At 52.7% G+C, this 15,414-nt stretch carries 15 protein-coding genes, 1 tRNA gene and 1 pseudogene; 11 read left to right on the top strand and 6 right to left on the bottom strand.

Going from position 1 to position 15,414, the window contains the following annotated elements:
• Window positions 1-10 precede the first annotated feature (10 nt).
• Entirely contained in the window at window positions 11-973 is a 963-nt protein-coding gene (locus OGM59_04190; GenBank protein ID UYI91666.1) for a D-2-hydroxyacid dehydrogenase, read from the bottom strand.
• 130 nt (window positions 974-1,103) lie between these two features.
• Here OGM59_04190 and OGM59_04185 point away from each other — a divergent pair, with 130 nt between their 5' ends.
• The 3 genes from OGM59_04185 to OGM59_04175 all read left to right on the top strand — a co-directional run bounded on the left by OGM59_04185 (window position 1,104) and on the right by OGM59_04175 (window position 3,829).
• A complete protein-coding gene (locus OGM59_04185) occupies window positions 1,104-1,805 on the top strand; it encodes an N-acetylmuramoyl-L-alanine amidase (protein UYI91665.1) in 702 nt (233 codons plus the stop codon).
• Window positions 1,805-3,181, top strand: a complete 1,377-nt coding sequence (gene radA / locus OGM59_04180; protein UYI91664.1) for a DNA repair protein RadA — start codon at window positions 1,805-1,807, stop codon at window positions 3,179-3,181. The genes OGM59_04185 and radA overlap by 1 nt, the downstream gene beginning before the upstream one ends.
• 258 nt (window positions 3,182-3,439) lie before the next feature.
• The gene (locus OGM59_04175) at window positions 3,440-3,829 is read left to right on the top strand and encodes a PH domain-containing protein (GenBank protein UYI91663.1); all 390 of its coding nucleotides are present in this window, start codon (window positions 3,440-3,442) and stop codon (window positions 3,827-3,829) included.
• A gap of 128 nt (window positions 3,830-3,957) precedes the next feature.
• Here the strand turns inward: OGM59_04175 and OGM59_04170 are convergent, their stop codons facing one another.
• Together OGM59_04170 and OGM59_04165 are read right to left on the bottom strand one after the other, a co-directional pair.
• Window positions 3,958-4,593, bottom strand: coding sequence for a hypothetical protein (locus tag OGM59_04170; protein UYI91662.1), 636 nt, complete (start codon window positions 4,591-4,593; stop codon window positions 3,958-3,960).
• A 48-nt stretch (window positions 4,594-4,641) separates the two neighbouring features.
• Window positions 4,642-4,717, bottom strand: a tRNA-Ala gene (locus OGM59_04165).
• Between the two features lie 128 nt (window positions 4,718-4,845).
• On the opposite strand from OGM59_04165, the gene OGM59_04160 reads away from it, so the two are divergent.
• From OGM59_04160 to OGM59_04150, 3 genes and pseudogenes are all read left to right on the top strand, one after another.
• Window positions 4,846-5,964, top strand: coding sequence for a glycosyltransferase family 2 protein (locus OGM59_04160; protein UYI91661.1), 1,119 nt, complete (start codon window positions 4,846-4,848; stop codon window positions 5,962-5,964).
• A gap of 8 nt (window positions 5,965-5,972) precedes the next feature.
• A pseudogene (locus tag OGM59_04155) lies at window positions 5,973-6,470 on the top strand (spore surface glycoprotein BclB).
• Between the two features lie 749 nt (window positions 6,471-7,219).
• Entirely contained in the window at window positions 7,220-8,626 is a 1,407-nt protein-coding gene (locus OGM59_04150; protein ID UYI91660.1) for an amidophosphoribosyltransferase, read from the top strand.
• Window positions 8,627-8,721: 95 nt separating this feature from the next.
• Here the strand turns inward: OGM59_04150 and OGM59_04145 are convergent, their stop codons facing one another.
• From OGM59_04145 to ychF, 3 genes are all read right to left on the bottom strand, one after another.
• Window positions 8,722-8,997 (bottom strand): zinc-ribbon domain containing protein, encoded by a 276-nt coding sequence (locus OGM59_04145; GenBank protein UYI91659.1) that lies wholly within the window; start codon window positions 8,995-8,997, stop codon window positions 8,722-8,724.
• Between the two features lie 26 nt (window positions 8,998-9,023).
• Entirely contained in the window at window positions 9,024-9,593 is a 570-nt protein-coding gene (locus tag OGM59_04140) for a sigma-70 family RNA polymerase sigma factor (protein UYI91658.1), read from the bottom strand.
• Window positions 9,594-9,729: 136 nt separating this feature from the next.
• Window positions 9,730-10,824 carry a redox-regulated ATPase YchF gene (gene ychF, locus OGM59_04135; protein UYI91657.1) on the bottom strand — a complete coding sequence of 365 codons (1,095 nt, stop codon included), beginning with the start codon at window positions 10,822-10,824 and terminating at the stop codon, window positions 9,730-9,732.
• Window positions 10,825-10,976: 152 nt separating this feature from the next.
• On the opposite strand from ychF, the gene ilvB reads away from it, so the two are divergent.
• The 5 genes from ilvB to OGM59_04110 are packed head-to-tail and all read left to right on the top strand — an operon-like array spanning window position 10,977 to window position 15,380.
• Window positions 10,977-12,641 (top strand): biosynthetic-type acetolactate synthase large subunit, encoded by a 1,665-nt coding sequence (ilvB, locus tag OGM59_04130; protein UYI91656.1) that lies wholly within the window; start codon window positions 10,977-10,979, stop codon window positions 12,639-12,641.
• 15 nt (window positions 12,642-12,656) lie between these two features.
• Window positions 12,657-13,166: an acetolactate synthase small subunit gene (gene ilvN / locus OGM59_04125; protein ID UYI91655.1), complete on the top strand. Its 510-nt coding sequence runs from the start codon at window positions 12,657-12,659 to the stop codon at window positions 13,164-13,166.
• Window positions 13,167-13,180: 14 nt separating this feature from the next.
• Window positions 13,181-14,446, top strand: coding sequence for a 3-isopropylmalate dehydratase large subunit (leuC, locus tag OGM59_04120; GenBank protein ID UYI91654.1), 1,266 nt, complete (start codon window positions 13,181-13,183; stop codon window positions 14,444-14,446).
• An 11-nt stretch (window positions 14,447-14,457) separates the two neighbouring features.
• Window positions 14,458-14,937 (top strand): 3-isopropylmalate dehydratase small subunit, encoded by a 480-nt coding sequence (gene leuD / locus OGM59_04115; protein UYI91653.1) that lies wholly within the window; start codon window positions 14,458-14,460, stop codon window positions 14,935-14,937.
• Window positions 14,937-15,380: a hypothetical protein gene (locus OGM59_04110; GenBank protein ID UYI91652.1), complete on the top strand. Its 444-nt coding sequence runs from the start codon at window positions 14,937-14,939 to the stop codon at window positions 15,378-15,380. Before leuD ends, OGM59_04110 begins: the two co-directional genes overlap by 1 nt.
• Window positions 15,381-15,414 lie beyond the last annotated feature (34 nt).

Here is a 15,414-nt window from a genome sequence, read left to right as displayed (position 1 = left end):
GATACCGGGTTTAGCCGTTCACGACATTCTGCGGTTTGCCGTCTAAGTAAGCGGCAATATTCGCTTGCAGAATGCCAAGCAGTCTGGCGCGGGTCTCATAGGCTGCCCAGGCGATATGGGGGGTAATGCGGCAATTTTTTGCGTGCAGCAGGGGGTTGTCTGTTGCCGGCGGCTCGGTAGAGAGCACATCCAGCCCGGCGCCTGCCAGCTTGCCGCTGTTTAGGGCGTTTGCCAGCGCTTGCTCGTCCACCACCGGTCCGCGGCTGGTGTTGATAAAGATCGCGCCGTCTTTCATCTTGTCAAAGGCCGCCGCGTTCATCATACCCTGGGTGTCCGGTGTCAGGGGACAGTGGCAAGTGATGATGTCGCTGTTTGCCAGCACCGTATCCGCATCTGCAAATCGGGTGCTGTGCAGTCCGTCCAGGGGCTTTTCGTGTGGGGTGCACACCAGCACTTGCATACCGAATGTTTCTGCAATCTGCGCCACTCTGTGCCCGATGGCGCCAAACCCAAAGATACCCAAGGTTTTGCCGTCTAATTCCATCAGCGGTGTTTTCCAAAAACAAAAGTCCGGGCAACGGCACCATTCACCGTTTTCTACCGCCTGTGTATGCACTGCAACCTGGTTGGTAAAGGACAGGATAAAAGCAAACACCAGCTGCGCCACCGCATTGGTGGAGTAAGCGGGAATGTTGCACACGGTAATACCCAGTTCCTTGGCTGCCGCACAGTCCACCACATTGTAGCCGGTGGATTGCAGCCCAATGTATTCCAGCTCCGGGCGCAATGCTTCCAGTGTTGCACGGTCAAGGACGGTTTTGTTGATAATCAGCAAATTTGCACCTTTGGCGCGTTCTACCACTTGGTCAGCCGTTGTACGGTCATAGACCTTATAGTCGCCATAGTTGCCCATCCAGTCCCAGCTTTGGTCGCCGGGGTTGGTGGTATAGCCGTCTAAATTTACAATTTTCATAAAATCACGCCTTTCTGTCCAAATTATAACCCAGTCTGTCTTAAAATGCAACCTGTACTTGCGCCGGGCACGCCGGGCGGTTATAATAATAAGCAAGGACGTACCCGCATAGTATGTACGGGTGATTTTTGTGAAGCGTGTTTTTCCCGCTGCGCTGTGCGTGGCGTTTGTGTTTGTGACCTGCCTGTCTCTGCAAGTGCTGTTGCGGCAGTCTGTGCCCTCGGCGGTGCAGTACCCCAAGGCGCGCTACAATTTGGTCATCGACCCGGGCCACGGCGGCATGGATGTGGGCACGGTGGCGGCGGACGGCACGGCGGAGAAAGAGATCAACCTGGCCATTGCCCGGGATTTGTATGCTTTTGCGGTGATCAGCGGCATACCCGCCTCTATGACCCGCACCGGGGACTACCTGGTCTACAAGGCCGGAGACGACAAAAAACGCTCAGATTTGTATAACCGTTTTGACTATATTAACAGCGTGGATAACGCAGTGCTGGTTTCTATTCATCAAAACCATTTTGCCGATACCTCCCAGTGGGGGATGCAGATCTGGTACACGGTGAACGATCCGTTGAGCAAGGCACTGGCTGCTAATATTTTAGCTTATGACAAGCAGCACTTGCAGCCGGGGAATCGTCGGGAGAACAAGCCGTCGGACGACAGCTATTATCTGCTTTATAAAGCCAAAGCGCCCTCCGTGATGGTGGAGTGCGGCTTTATGAGCAATGTAAAAGAAAATAATCAGTTAAAACAGGATGTTTATCGGCGCCGCGTGGCCTTTTGCATTTTGGCTGGGCTTAGCGACACCATGAAAACAGGGGAGTTACCGTAATGGCAAAACAGAGGAGTATGTATATTTGCAGCGAATGCGGCTACGAGAGCGGCAAGTGGTACGGCAAGTGCCCTGGCTGTGGCGAGTGGAACACCATGAACGAGGAGACCCCGGCGGTCAAATCCACAGGCACCAAGCGCAGCAGCGGCGGTTATGTCTCGCGACCGTTAAAACGTTTGTCGGAAATTACGGAAGACGTGGAGCGGCGTATTTCCACCGGCATTCATGAGTTTGACCGGGTGCTGGGCGGCGGTATCGTAGAGGGCAGTCTGGTGCTCTTAGGTGGCGATCCGGGTATCGGTAAATCTACCATTTTGCTGCAAGCCTGTCAGCACTTGGGACAGCACCATACCATTCTCTATGTGAGTGGCGAGGAGTCTGCCAATCAGATCAAGCTGCGTGCCAATCGGCTGGGTGTGACTACGGACAGTCTATACATTTTGGCAGAGACGGATGTGGGCAGTATTGCCGAGACCATTCGCAGCGAAAAGCCGGATATTGTGATCATTGACTCCATTCAAACCATGGTGTACGATCAGGTGACTTCTTCTGCCGGATCCGTGACCCAGGTGCGGGAGTGCACCAATATTTTTATGCACACAGCCAAAACCTACGGTATCCCTATTTTTGTAGTAGGCCATGTGAACAAGGACGGCGCCATTGCCGGACCTAAGGTGCTGGAGCACATTGTGGATACGGTGCTGTACTTTGAGGGCGAGCGGAACTACTCTTACCGTATTCTCCGTGGGGTGAAGAACCGCTTCGGCTCCACCAATGAGATCGGTGTGTTTGAGATGACCCAAGAGGGGCTTTTGGAAGTGGAAAATCCCTCGTTGATGATGCTCTCCGGTCGTCCTAAGAACACCAGCGGCACCTGTGTGGCCTGTGTCATGGAAGGCTCTCGCCCCATTTTGGCTGAGGTACAGGGATTGGTAACAGCAACCGGCTTCGGCACGCCCCGGCGTATGAGTACCGGCTTTGATTTTAACCGTATGGCAATGCTCATTGCGGTATTGGAAAAGCGGGCGGGCTTTTTTTTCAACACCATGGATGCTTATATCAATGTGGTCAGCGGTCTGCGGTTGGACGAGCCGGCGGCGGATCTGTCTGTGGCAATGGCGCTGGTGTCCTCGCTGAAGGACGCGGTGATCGGCGACAAGGTGCTGGCCTTTGGCGAGATCGGTTTGGCAGGCGAAATTCGCGCTGTCAGCCATTGCGAACAGCGCGTGCAGGAGGCCGGTCGCCTGGGCTTCCAGCGCTGTGTGATCCCATTCCATAATTACAAATCCCTGTCCAAGGAACTAAAAAAAGAGTTGGATATTGTGCCGGTGCGCACCGTTCGCGACGCATTCAGTGCCTTGACGGTGAAAGACTGATAACGTTAAAAAAATTGCAGGAAATTTTATGTCAGAACAAGTTAGTTTTTCATTATCGCCAACAGTATTGGCTTTGATCTGTGTTTGTATTAAGTGCTTGACGATGAAAATGCTTATCGTTTTGGAACATACCGCGCTCAAAATGTAATGGCGGGAAAAGTGCAAAATATTAACAGTGTGTATTGGTTATAAAGTGTTTTCACCGGTACGGTGTATATCACTCCTATAATAAAATAAAAAAGACAGGAGAATAAAATTATGGCAAACATTTCATCCGGCATATTAGGTGACTCTAATTTGCTGAACTTAAAGGAGATCCCGGTTACGGATATGCGCTCGGAGGTAGCCAGTTTCTTTGTGAACGGCGAGCAGGCGGTGCAGTGCTTTAAGACGGTTCGGGATCAGGTGATTTTTACAAATAAGCGTATTTTTGTGGTCAATGTGCAAGGACTGACCGGTAAGAAAGTGTCTTACTTCTCTTATCCTTATGCTAAAATACAGTATTTTGGCGTGGAAACAGCAGGCGTTTTGGACATTGACAGCGAGTTAGTGCTGGTGTTTAATGACGGCAATCGATTGCAGTTTGACTTTAAGTCTAAGGTAGACATCCGCACTATTTGCGCGCTGATTTCTTCCTTTGTGTTGTAAATACGACAGAAACATACATAAACTAAAGAGGCACAGTCGACGAGGTCATCTCGACGACTGTGCCGTTTTGTTCTTTGTGCGCTGTTTTTACGCATTTGTCAGGTATTTTGCTTTTGTCAAGGGTAGGCTTATTGCCCGGCGGTTTGGGGCTGATTTTTGCCGGTGGCCACCGTGCCGTCGTCCATTTGGTGATCCAGCAGGATTTCCTCTTGGGTCAGCATAAAATAGCTTTGCCAGGCAGGGTCCAGCGGCGTGTTGCCGTCTGCATCGGCCCAGGTCAAATCTATATGGTAGGTGCCGCTTTCCAGTTTTACCAGGTTCCAGGCGTGGGCGGTGTCTTGGGACACGCCGCTGACCTGTGTGCACCACAAATTTGCCTTGCGGCAAAGGTATTCAAATCCGCTGGCATAGCCCTGACAAATGGACGACCCGCCCTCAATGGCGCCGTAGGCGGTGGCAGAGGGTTTGCCGCCGGCGGAGTCGTTGTCAAAAGTGGTGCGCAAGGAGATTACCGCTGCCAGGTAGCGGTACTTGTCGTAGGTGCTAAAGGTCTTTGGAATGGCGCTGACGATCAAATTGCATTCTTCTTCAAAGATCTGTATTTCCTCTTTTATCTGCTTGGTATCCGCTGCGGCGCCTGTTGCGTCGTAGGGCAAAAAGTAGCAGGCCCGCAGAGCCGTGGTGCGGTCGCCCTCTACGACTTCTTCTATATCAAAATAATTCTCATATTCCGGGTGGTCACGACACAGCGCGGATGCAGCCATCAAAACTGAAAATAAAAAAAGCCACTGTAACCGAAATTACAGTGGACTTGGTGGAGCATAGGGGATTCGAACCCCTGACCTCCACACTGCCAGTGTGGCGCGCTCCCAACTGCGCTAATGCCCCGTAGCTATCTTGCTTTGGTAGTATAGCATAGCGTATATGGGAAAGTCAAGAGAATTTTTACAAAAAATGCAAAAACACAGATTTTTCTCTTTTGCATAGAATGAGATAGGTTCGTAGGAGGGGTGACAGTGGCGAGTATCAGCCTTTGTATGATCGTGCGGGACGAGGAAGCGGTACTGGGACGGTGCCTGGAGAGCGTGGCACCGGCGGTGGATGAGATCATTGTGGTAGACACTGGCAGCATGGACGGCACCAAGGCGGTGGCGGCTGCCTATACCGATCGCATTTTTGACTTTGCCTGGGTAGATGATTTTGCAGCGGCACGCAATGCATCCTTTGCCAAGGCCACCGGGGATTATATCCTGTGGCTGGACGCAGACGATGTGCTGTTGCCGGAGGATCTGGACGCATTGCTGTGCCTGAAAAATCGGCTGGACCAGGTCCCGGCAGATGTGGTGATGATGCGCTACAACACCGGCTTTGACAGTCGTGGCAATCCCACTTTTTTCTTTGATCGAGAGCGGTTGGTGCGCCGTGCGGCGAGACCGGTTTGGCACGGTCGGGTACACGAATATATTCAGTGCCCGGGCACCAGAATTACAGTGAATATTGCCGTGACGCATCGATCAATCAAGACAGCGTACACCACCCGAAACCTACGAATCTATGAAAAGATGGCGGCGGCAGGGGAGTCGTTTACGCCCCGAGATCGATTCTACTACGGGCGGGAGTTATACTACCATCGGCAGTATGACCGTGCGGTACAGGAATTGCAGGCGTTTTTGGCGCCCGGCGACGGCTGGCTGCCGGATCAGTTGGAGGCCTGCAAGTTTCTGAGTGCAGCCCTGCACGTCCAAGGGGATCGGAAAGGTGCGTTTGCTGCATTGTGCCGGAGCTTTGCCTTGGGAGCACCTCGGTCGGACCTGGTATGCGGTTGCGGTGATTTGTTACTGGAACAAGGGGATTATCCGGCGGCGATTTGTTGGTACAAGTGGGCGCTGGAACTGCCCCAGGACCTGCATAGCGGCTTTGTAAACACGGATGACACCGGGTACTTGCCGTACCTGCGGCTTTGCGTTTGTTATGATCGTATGGGGGATTATGCAGCGGCTGCCCGCTGCAATGCCCAAGCCGCAGCGTACCGACCCGATGATGCCGCCGTGCAGCAGAACGCAGCCTATTTTGCCGCATTGCAGCACCCTGCCAACCTGCCGTCTATTGGAGAGGATAAGGAGCAAAACCGATGAATACAACGATTTATAAGAACCAACCTTGCTGCGACGCTTGCTGCAAGCCTGCCTGTTCCTGCTGTCCCACCGTTGTTGGGCCTACCGGTCCAACAGGGCCTACCGGTCCCACCGGCCCCACAGGTCCGGGTGTTGGCGCAACCGGCCCTACCGGCCCTATGGGTCCTACGGGCGCTACCGGTGCGGCAGGCAGTAACGGCCAAATGGGACCCACAGGTCCCACCGGCGCACCGGGTAGCAACGGGCAAATGGGTCCCACCGGTCCAACAGGTGCAACCGGAGCTGCTGGTTTTGCAGGCGCAACAGGACCTACCGGTGCCACGGGTGCTACCGGCGCCACAGGTGTTGCAGGTCCTACCGGTGCCACGGGTGCTACCGGCGCAACAGGCCCTGCCGGTACAGCGGGTGCAACAGGTCCTACAGGCGCAACAGGTCCCACCGGACCTACGGGTGCCACCGGTGCAACAGGTCCTACCGGACCTACGGGTGCCACGGGTGCTACCGGAACGGTGCTGCCCGGCGAATTGGTGACCAATGGCACTATGGAGCAGTTCACCGATACCGTTCCCACCGGCTGGACGGTGAACAACGATGCTTTGGCTGGGCAAGCCACTGCCGCCGGTCAGGTGCACAGCGGTTTGTCAGCGGTGCAACTGGCATCAGGTGCGCAAATGCGCCAGACGCAAGCAGCTGCCCCAGGCAGCTATTACCGGCTTTCCTTTTATGCCCAAGGGGTAGGGGATCAACCGGCAGTGACTGGCAGGATCATCTTTACAGACGCAGCCGGCGGCGAATCAAATGCGGCTGATGTGTCGGTGCGTTCTCAGGATATGGTTAAGACGGCGCCGAATTTTGGTTATTATCAGGTAATCAGTACGGTGGTGCCGGAGAATGTGACCACAGTGACAGTCTATCTGGAAGCAACCGGCGGCACGGATGACAGCGCAATTCTGGACGATGTATCTCTGACCGTGGTTTAACTGCGGGGGCTCGGTGTGCCTAGGCGCACCGGGCTTTTTCATTGCCAAAAAAGGCAAAAAAGTCTACTGCAAATGGTCTTCGGTCAAATCGGAAAAAACAAAATAAACGAAGGCAGTCGGAGACTGCTGCCTGTTTGTAAATCGGCTGCAATTTTTCGCCACAAGGCCGTCGGTATAACCGTTGGCCTTAATTTTTTAAAAATATTGCAATTTTTCTTTGTATTTTGCGAATCATCTGTTATAATAGGCACATTCCAAGGAGAGGATGTGGAGTAATGGGCGGATATTTTGCCGCAGTATCCAAAGAAGATTGCGTATTTGATTTGTTTTTCGGGGTGGACTACCACTCCCACCTGGGCACACGCCGGGCGGGAATGGCGGTGTATGACCCGGAAAACGGTTTTGACAAAGCCATACATAATATTGAAAACGCGCCGTTTCGTACGAAGTTCACCAAGGAGTCCCAGGAGATGCACGGCACCATGGGCATCGGCTGTATTTCTGATTTTGAAGCGCAGCCCATACTGGTGCGCTCCCATCACGGGACCTTTGCCATTACAACGGTAGGGAAGATCAATAATGCAGACGCTATTGTGGATGAGATTATCGGGACCAACGCCCATTTCTTTGAAATGCACAACGGCGAGATCAATCCCACGGAACTGGTGGCAGCGCTGATCGACCAAAAAGAGAATTTTGTAGAGGGTATTCGCTACGCGCAAGATGTGATCGACGGCTCTATGAGTATGCTGCTTTTGACCCCCAAAGGGGTGTATGCTGCCCGGGACAAGCTGGGGCGCACACCCATTGCGCTGGGCAAAAAGTCGGACGGTTACTGCGCCAGCTTTGAAAGCTTTGCCTATTTGAACTTGGGCTATACCGATGACAGAGAACTTGGCCCCGGCGAGATCGTGGTGCTAACGCCGGACGGTGTGCAGCAGTTGGTTGCACCGGGCAAAAAAATGAAAATTTGCACCTTCCTATGGGTGTATTACGGTTATCCGTCCTCGTCCTATCAAGGGATCAGCGTGGAAAAAATGCGTTACCACTGCGGCGAGCTGCTGGCAGGCCGAGACAACGCCAAGCCGGACATTGTGGCTGGTGTGCCGGACTCCGGCATTGCCCACGCCATCGGCTATGCCAACGCCTCCGGAATACCGTTTTCTCGTCCTTTTGTTAAGTACACGCCTACCTGGCCCCGCTCTTTTATGCCACCCAACCAGACTAAGCGCAATCTGATCGCTAAGATGAAGTTGATTCCGGTGCACGATTTGATTGAGGGCAAGAGCCTGCTGCTTATTGACGACTCCATTGTTCGCGGCACCCAACTGCGGGAAACCACGGAGTTTTTGTACGCCAGCGGCGCAAAAGAAGTGCATATCCGGCCGGCGTGCCCGCCGTTACTGTTTGGTTGTAAGTACCTGAACTTTTCTCGTTCCACCTCAGAGATGGAACTGATCACTCGTCGTGTGATCCTGGAACTGGAGGGCGGCGATCCCACAAAGGAAGTGCTGGCAGAATATGCCGACCCGGACAGCGAAAAATACGCCGCCATGGTGAAAAAAATCGGCGAAAAGCTGCACTTTACCAGCTTGCGCTATCATCGACTGGACGATATGATCGCTTCCGTAGGCATTCCTGCGGATCAGCTTTGCACCTACTGCTGGAACGGCAAAGAATAAATAGTGCAAAAGAAAAAGAACAGTTATCCTTGCGGATAGCTGTTCTTTTTTGCTATTGAAATAGATGCTATTTATAGATTTATATCAATAACCGGTTACTCTGCTTTCATGTTCGCAAAGCACTCGCTGCAATAAACCGGACGGTCTTCCCGCGGCTCAAAGGGAACCTTGCAGGCTGCGCCGCAGTTGGCGCAAACAGCGTCGTGCATTTCGCGGGGACCGCGAGCGGCGGCTTTTCTTGCGCTACGGCAAGCTTTGCAGCGCTGGGGCTCATTGACAAATCCCTTTTCAGCATAGAACTCCTGTTCACCGGCTGTAAAGACGAATTCGTTCCCACAATCCTTGCAGACTAATGTTTTGTCTTCGTACATTGGACCTTAACTACCTCTCATAAGATTTATTCAAAAAGAAGCGTCAACTTCTTACGAATACGCTGTAATGCGTTGTCTACCGCCTTTGGGCTTTTGTTCAGTCGTGTGGCAATATCCGCATATCGAAAACCGCTGATGTGCAGGCGCAGCACCTCATTTTCCATGGGAGATAACTGCTGCTCCAGCGCGCGGCTCAGGCGCGCCACACTCTCTGCGGCCAAAAAATCGTCCTCCGCGCTGACGGCTGTACCGGCATGGTCCAGATAGTCCTCCAAGGAAACCATATTATCCGTGGGAACATCTTTGCGCCGACTGAATTTTCGCAGCGCGGTTTGTATTGCATTTTCAATACAAGTGCCGGCAAAAGTGCGAAAAGCGGCGCCTCGTTTCGGTTGGTACGCACGCAGGGCGGCCAGCAGACCGATCATGCCCTCCTGGACCAGATCGTCCTTCTCCAGCGGAGAGTGAATGTACTTCATGGCAATCATCTCCACAGTGGGGCGCATGGCGTGGACCAGTGCATTTATGGCTTCTCCGCTGCCGCTTTGAGCGGCGGAAACCAGCGATTCAAAATCTGTTTTTTTTGTTGCTGACATAATTTTCCTGCCTTATGATTGATTATACAACGGTTATTGGTCATAGTCAACAATTTTTCATTCTGCAAGAAAAAATTATTATTTAACTTGGATAATAATGTGCAAAACGCGCAAAATGGTGATTAATTAAAAATGCTTATACATTAAAGCGGAACAGCACTACATCGCCGTCCTGCATCACATACTCCTTGCCCTCACTGCGGACCAAGCCTTTCTCTTTGGCAGCCGTCATACCGCCGCAGGCCACCAGATCGTCAAAGGAGACCACCTCGGCGCGAATGAAGCCCCGCTCAAAGTCTGTGTGGATCTTGCCGGCAGCCTGGGGCGCCTTGGTGCCTTTTTTGATGGTCCAGGCACGCACTTCCGGCTTACCGGCGGTCAGGTAGGAAATCAGACCCAAAAGGGAATAACTCTTCTTGATCAGCCGATCCAGCCCGCTTTTTTCCAGCCCCATATCACTAAGGAACATGGCCTTTTCGTCCTCGTCCAGTTGGGCGATCTCTGCCTCCATTTCAGCGCAGATGGGTAGTGTTTCTGCACCCTCTGCGGCAGCGATCTCCTCCACCGCTTTGTAGAACGGATTGCTCTCAATTCCGGCGTTAAAGTCGTCCTCGCCCATATTGCAGGCATAGATCACCGGCTTGATGGTCAGGAGGGATACTTCTTTCAGGTACTCTTGTTCCTCCTCACTGATCTCCACGCTGCGGGCGGTTTTGCCTTCTTCCATCTCCGCGGCCAGTCGCTCCAGAAACGCCACCTCCGGCGCCAGCGTCTTGTCGCCTTTCATGGCTTTTTTACGGCTGTCGATTCGTCGATTCAGAATATCCAGATCCGAGAGGATCAGCTCCAAATTGATGGTCTCAATGTCTCTTGCCGGATCCACAGAGCCGTCCACATGTGTGATGTCGTCATTCTCAAAGCAGCGCACCACATGGATAATGGCGTCTACCTCTCGGATATGGGAGAGAAATTTGTTGCCCAGACCCTCGCCCTTGGACGCACCCTTGACCAGCCCTGCAATGTCCACAAACTCAATGGTGGCCGGCGTGAATTTGTCCGGGTGGTACATTTCTGCCAGCTTGTCCAGCCGTTCGTCCGGCACGCTGACCATACCCACATTCGGCTCTATGGTGCAAAAGGGGTAGTTGGCGCTTTGGGCGCCTGCGTTTGTAATGGCGTTAAAAAGTGTACTTTTGCCAACATTTGGCAAGCCTACGATACCAAGTTTCATTCTTTTAGCTCCGATGTCTGAATTACACGTTTTTTAGTGCGAATATAAGTATATACCAATGCTGCTGTTTTTACAAGGATAAATTTTTCTTGACATAGTATCGCAAATATCCTAAAATATATATTAAATTTTTGTGATAGGAGAGGAATTTAATGGAACTCAATGGCTCTCAGATCGTTCTTGAAGTCTTGAAAGAACAGGGCGTAGATACCATCTTTGGTTATCCCGGCGGTACGATCCTGAATATTTTTGACGAGCTTTATAAATATGGCGACACCTTTAAGCATATTTTGACTGCCCATGAGCAGGGCGCCTCCCACGCGGCTGACGGTTATGCCCGCGCTACCGGCAAGGTGGGTGTGTGCTTTGCCACCTCCGGCCCCGGCTCCACCAATCTGGTGACCGGTATTGCCACGGCCTATATGGACTCTGTGCCGGTGGTTGCCATTACCTGCAACTATGCCACCTCCGGCTTGGGGCGAGACAGCTTCCAGGAGGTAGATATTTGCGGTATTACCATGCCCATTACCAAGCATAACTTCCAGGTAAAGTCTGTGGAGGAGCTGGCGCCCACGCTGCGCCGGGCGTTCCGCATTGCCCAGACCGGACGCAAAGGTCCTGTTCTGGTAGATATTCCCAAGGATATAACTTCTGCCACCTGTGCTTATGTGGCGGAACCGAAAGTGGAGATTGAGCCGTTTAAGATGCCCAAGCAGTCTTGCATAGATCGGGCGCTGGAATTACTGAGAAATGCCGAGAAACCGCTGATTTATGTTGGTGGCGGCGCCATTCTCTCCAAAGTGGGTGAAGATCTGATTACTTTTGCCGAGAAACTGGATGCACCGGTGGTGTCCTCTCTTATGGGTCTGGGTGCATTTCCGTACGGCCACCCGCTACACGTGGGGCTGATCGGTATGCACGGCCATTTTGAGGCCAATAAGGCGGCGCATGACTGCGATGTGCTCATCACTTGCGGCGCCCGTTTCTCTGACCGTGTGGCCGGCAACCGCAAGAAGTTTGCGCCTAACGCAGAGATCTTACATATTGACATTGACGCAGCGGAGATGGACAAAAACATCTTTTCCAACTACCACCTGCGTGGCGATTTGGCAGAAATTCTGCCCATGCTGACCCGTAATGTGGAGCAGATGGATCACAGCGACTGGAAAGCGGAGATCGAGGCCAGCCGCCATCCCTTTAAGCAGCTGCAGATCGGGGATTATGTAAATCCCCAGGTCTTAATTGAAAAAATTGATGAAAAGACCCCGGACGACACCATTGTGGTCACCGATGTGGGTCAGCACCAGCTGTGGGCGGCACAGTTCTATAAGTTCACCCGACCCCGCACCCTGCTGACCTCCGGCGGACTGGGCACCATGGGCTATTCCATGGGCGCTGCCTTTGGCGCGGCGATGGGCTGCCCGGATCAAACCGTGGTGATGTTTGCCGGTGATGGCGGCTTCCACATGAACCTGTCTGAGCTGGCCACCATGGCATCCTACAATATCCCGGTTAAGATGTTCATTATGAACAACACTGTGCTGGGTATGGTGCGCCAGTGGCAAAAGCTGTTTTATGACAACCGCTTTTCTGATACAGATCCCCACCGTGTTACGGATTTTGTGAAGGTGGCAGAAGCCTTTGGCGTAAAGGGGCTGCGTATCCATACCAATGATGATATTGACGCTGTGCTGGCAGAGGCGCTGGCTTATCCCGGTCCGGTGTTGGTGGACTGCCGTATTTCGCCGGACAGCAATGTGCTGCCGATGATTCCGCCCGGCGGCGCACACACGGACATTATCGAGCAGTTTAACTGATTGGAGGCAAGGAAGATGAAAGAGAAATTGGTTTTATCTGTTCTTGTGGATAACGAGAGCGGCGTGCTGCAACGGGTGGCCAGCCTGTTCTCCCGCCGTGCATACAACATCTCCTCTCTGACGGTAAGTGAGACGGAGGACCCGAACTTTTCCCGTATGACCATCGAGACCAACACGGAGCCGGAGAATTTTCGCCAGATCAAGCGCCAGCTGTTAAAGTTGGAGATCGTGGAGAAAGTATCTGAGCTGACTCCGGACAATTCCGTGTCCTCTGAGTTGCTGTTGGTGAAGGTGCACGCCCAGGGCATTCCGGAGAAAAACGCCCTTTTGGCATTCAACGCCGGTTATGGTGCTCGTGTGCTGGATATTTCTGCTGAGACGGTGACCCTGGAGTTCACCGGTGCGGGGGAGATGCTGGACGCCTTTATTCAGCGACTGGAGCAGCGCTTTAGTATTGTGGAAATGGCGCGTACCGGCGTGACCTCGCTGGAGCGCGGCGCCGGTTCCTTTACGGACGATATTTAAGGACGGTGACGATCATGGGAATGACAATGACGCAAAAGATCCTGGCGGCGCACGCCGGTTTGGATCATGTGGTAGCCGGTCAATTGATTGAGGCCAAGCTGGATATGGTACTGGGCAACGATGTGACCTCTCCGGTTGCCATCAATGAGATGAACAAATTTGGCAAGGACGGCGTGTTTGATAAGACCCGCATTGCCCTTGTAATGGATCACTTTACGCCCAACAAGGACATTCAGTCCGCGCAGAACTGCAAGCAGGTGCGTACTTTTGCCCGTGCCCATGGCATTACCCACTATTTTGATGTGGGCAACATGGGAATTGAGCACGCGTTGCTGCCGGAGCAGGGGATTGTGGCCTGTGGTGACTGCGTGATCGGCGCAGACAGCCACACCTGTACTTACGGTGCACTGGGTGCGTTCTCCACCGGCGTAGGCTCCACGGATATGGCTGCCGGTATGGTTACCGGTAAGGCTTGGTTTAAGGTTCCCTCCGCCATTAAGGTTGAGATCACCGGCAAAAAAGCACCCTTTATCAGCGGCAAAGATGTGGTACTGCACTTGATCGGTGAGATCGGTGTGGACGGCGCCCTCTACCAGTCTTTGGAATTTACCGGCGATGGTATTGCGGAGCTTTCTATGGACGATCGGCTGTGCATCAGCAATATGGCCATTGAGTGCGGCGCCAAAAACGGAATTTTCCCGGTAGATGATGTGACCTTGCAGTATGTGAACGGCCGCGCAGAGCGGGAATATACGATTTTTGAGGCAGACCCGGACGCAGAATACACCCGCACGGTAAAAATTGATTTGAGCACCTTAAAGCCCACCGTGGCATTTCCGCATCTGCCGGAGAATACCCATACCATTGATCAGGTGGACGGTGAAAAGATCGCGATTGACCAGGTGGTGATTGGCTCCTGCACCAATGGCAGAATGGAAGATATGCGCGCTGCCGCTGCAATTTTGAAAGGTCGCAAGGTGGCGCAGGATGTGCGCGTGATCGTGATCCCGGCCACCCAGCGCATTTACTTGCAGTGCATTGAGGAGGGCCTGACCCAGATCTTTATTGAGGCCGGTGCAGTCGTGTCTACACCTACCTGCGGTCCCTGCCTTGGCGGTCACATGGGTATTTTGGCTGCCGGTGAGCGAGCAGTTTCCACCTCAAACCGAAACTTTGTGGGCCGTATGGGTCACACGGAGTCTGAGATTTATTTGGCCTCTCCCGCTGTGGCTGCCGCCTCTGCGGTCAAGGGCTATATTGCCGACCCGGCTACGGTATAAGGAGGTACGGTATGATAGCAAAAGGTAAGGTACATAAGTTCGGCGACAATGTGGACACGGATGTAATCATTCCTGCCCGCTACCTGAACAAAAGTGACGAGGCCTGGCTGGCTTCTCATTGTATGGAAGATATTGACAAGGATTTTGTAAATAAGGTGCAGCCCGGTGACATCATGGTGGCCAAGGCAAACTTTGGTTGCGGCTCCTCCCGTGAACACGCCCCCATTGCCATTAAGGCCAGCGGCATCAGCTGCGTGATTGCCTCCACCTTTGCTCGTATTTTTTACCGCAATGCCATTAATATCGGCCTTGCGATCTTAGAGTGCGACCAGGCTGCCAACGAGATCAACCAAGGCGATGAAGTGCAGGTGGATTTTGACAGCGGCGTGATCACGGATCTGACTACCGGCAAGGTGTATCAGGCCCAGCCGTTTCCGCCGTTCATTCAGAACATTATCAAAAACGGCGGTTTGATGAAGTCCATTGGTTAATGATTGCAGCAAAGGGTTTAGTGATGAAGCAGTTTGTTTTGAACGAAGATAATTTAAGAAAAGGCTGGAGCGGCGCGTCGGAATTTTGGTTCTCCCGTCAGGATATGCAGGTGCACAGCATGGCGGAGTTGGCGGATTTGGATCACCCGGAGGATACCGGCACATCGGCGTATCTGCTGTCTTTGGGCTATATTCCGTACTTTTATGTAACGGACGGCGAAGTAATGCGCGCGTTTGTTCATTCTATCGGCAATGCCAAGATCAAGGCAGTGTTTGATCAAACGCCGGATGATGCCGTGGTTGAGACTTTTTGGAAATATTTTAATGCCTATAAGGAATTTTCCGAGAAGTTTGACGCGTTTCAGACCGAGTATGTGCGCAAAAAGGCTGCGGATTGGTGCTATGAAAACGGCATTGACTACACCTTTGGTACAAAGAATTAACAAAACAGCAAAACGCCCGACAGTTCCAAACTGC

Source organism: Oscillospiraceae bacterium, assembly GCA_025757685.1.
GTDB lineage: Bacteria > Bacillota > Clostridia > Oscillospirales > Acutalibacteraceae > CAG-217.
This window is presented reverse-complemented; position numbering and strand designations above follow the sequence as displayed.

Excerpts from the sequence above, each read along its gene's own strand:
- OGM59_04170 (UYI91662.1), bottom strand. The coding sequence starts at position 4,593 with ATGGCTGCATCCGCGCTGTGTCGTGACCACCCGGAATATGAGAATTAT.
- leuD (UYI91653.1), top strand. The coding sequence starts at position 14,458 with ATGATAGCAAAAGGTAAGGTACATAAGTTCGGCGACAATGTGGACACG.
- OGM59_04190 (UYI91666.1), bottom strand. The coding sequence starts at position 973 with ATGAAAATTGTAAATTTAGACGGCTATACCACCAACCCCGGCGACCAA.
- OGM59_04145 (UYI91659.1), bottom strand. The coding sequence starts at position 8,997 with ATGTACGAAGACAAAACATTAGTCTGCAAGGATTGTGGGAACGAATTC.
- ilvN (UYI91655.1), top strand. The coding sequence starts at position 12,657 with ATGAAAGAGAAATTGGTTTTATCTGTTCTTGTGGATAACGAGAGCGGC.
- leuC (UYI91654.1), top strand. The coding sequence starts at position 13,181 with ATGGGAATGACAATGACGCAAAAGATCCTGGCGGCGCACGCCGGTTTG.
- OGM59_04175 (UYI91663.1), top strand. The coding sequence starts at position 3,440 with ATGGCAAACATTTCATCCGGCATATTAGGTGACTCTAATTTGCTGAAC.
- OGM59_04140 (UYI91658.1), bottom strand. The coding sequence starts at position 9,593 with ATGTCAGCAACAAAAAAAACAGATTTTGAATCGCTGGTTTCCGCCGCT.
- ilvB (UYI91656.1), top strand. The coding sequence starts at position 10,977 with ATGGAACTCAATGGCTCTCAGATCGTTCTTGAAGTCTTGAAAGAACAG.
- OGM59_04110 (UYI91652.1), top strand. The coding sequence starts at position 14,937 with ATGATTGCAGCAAAGGGTTTAGTGATGAAGCAGTTTGTTTTGAACGAA.
- OGM59_04150 (UYI91660.1), top strand. The coding sequence starts at position 7,220 with ATGGGCGGATATTTTGCCGCAGTATCCAAAGAAGATTGCGTATTTGAT.
- radA (UYI91664.1), top strand. The coding sequence starts at position 1,805 with ATGGCAAAACAGAGGAGTATGTATATTTGCAGCGAATGCGGCTACGAG.
- ychF (UYI91657.1), bottom strand. The coding sequence starts at position 10,824 with ATGAAACTTGGTATCGTAGGCTTGCCAAATGTTGGCAAAAGTACACTT.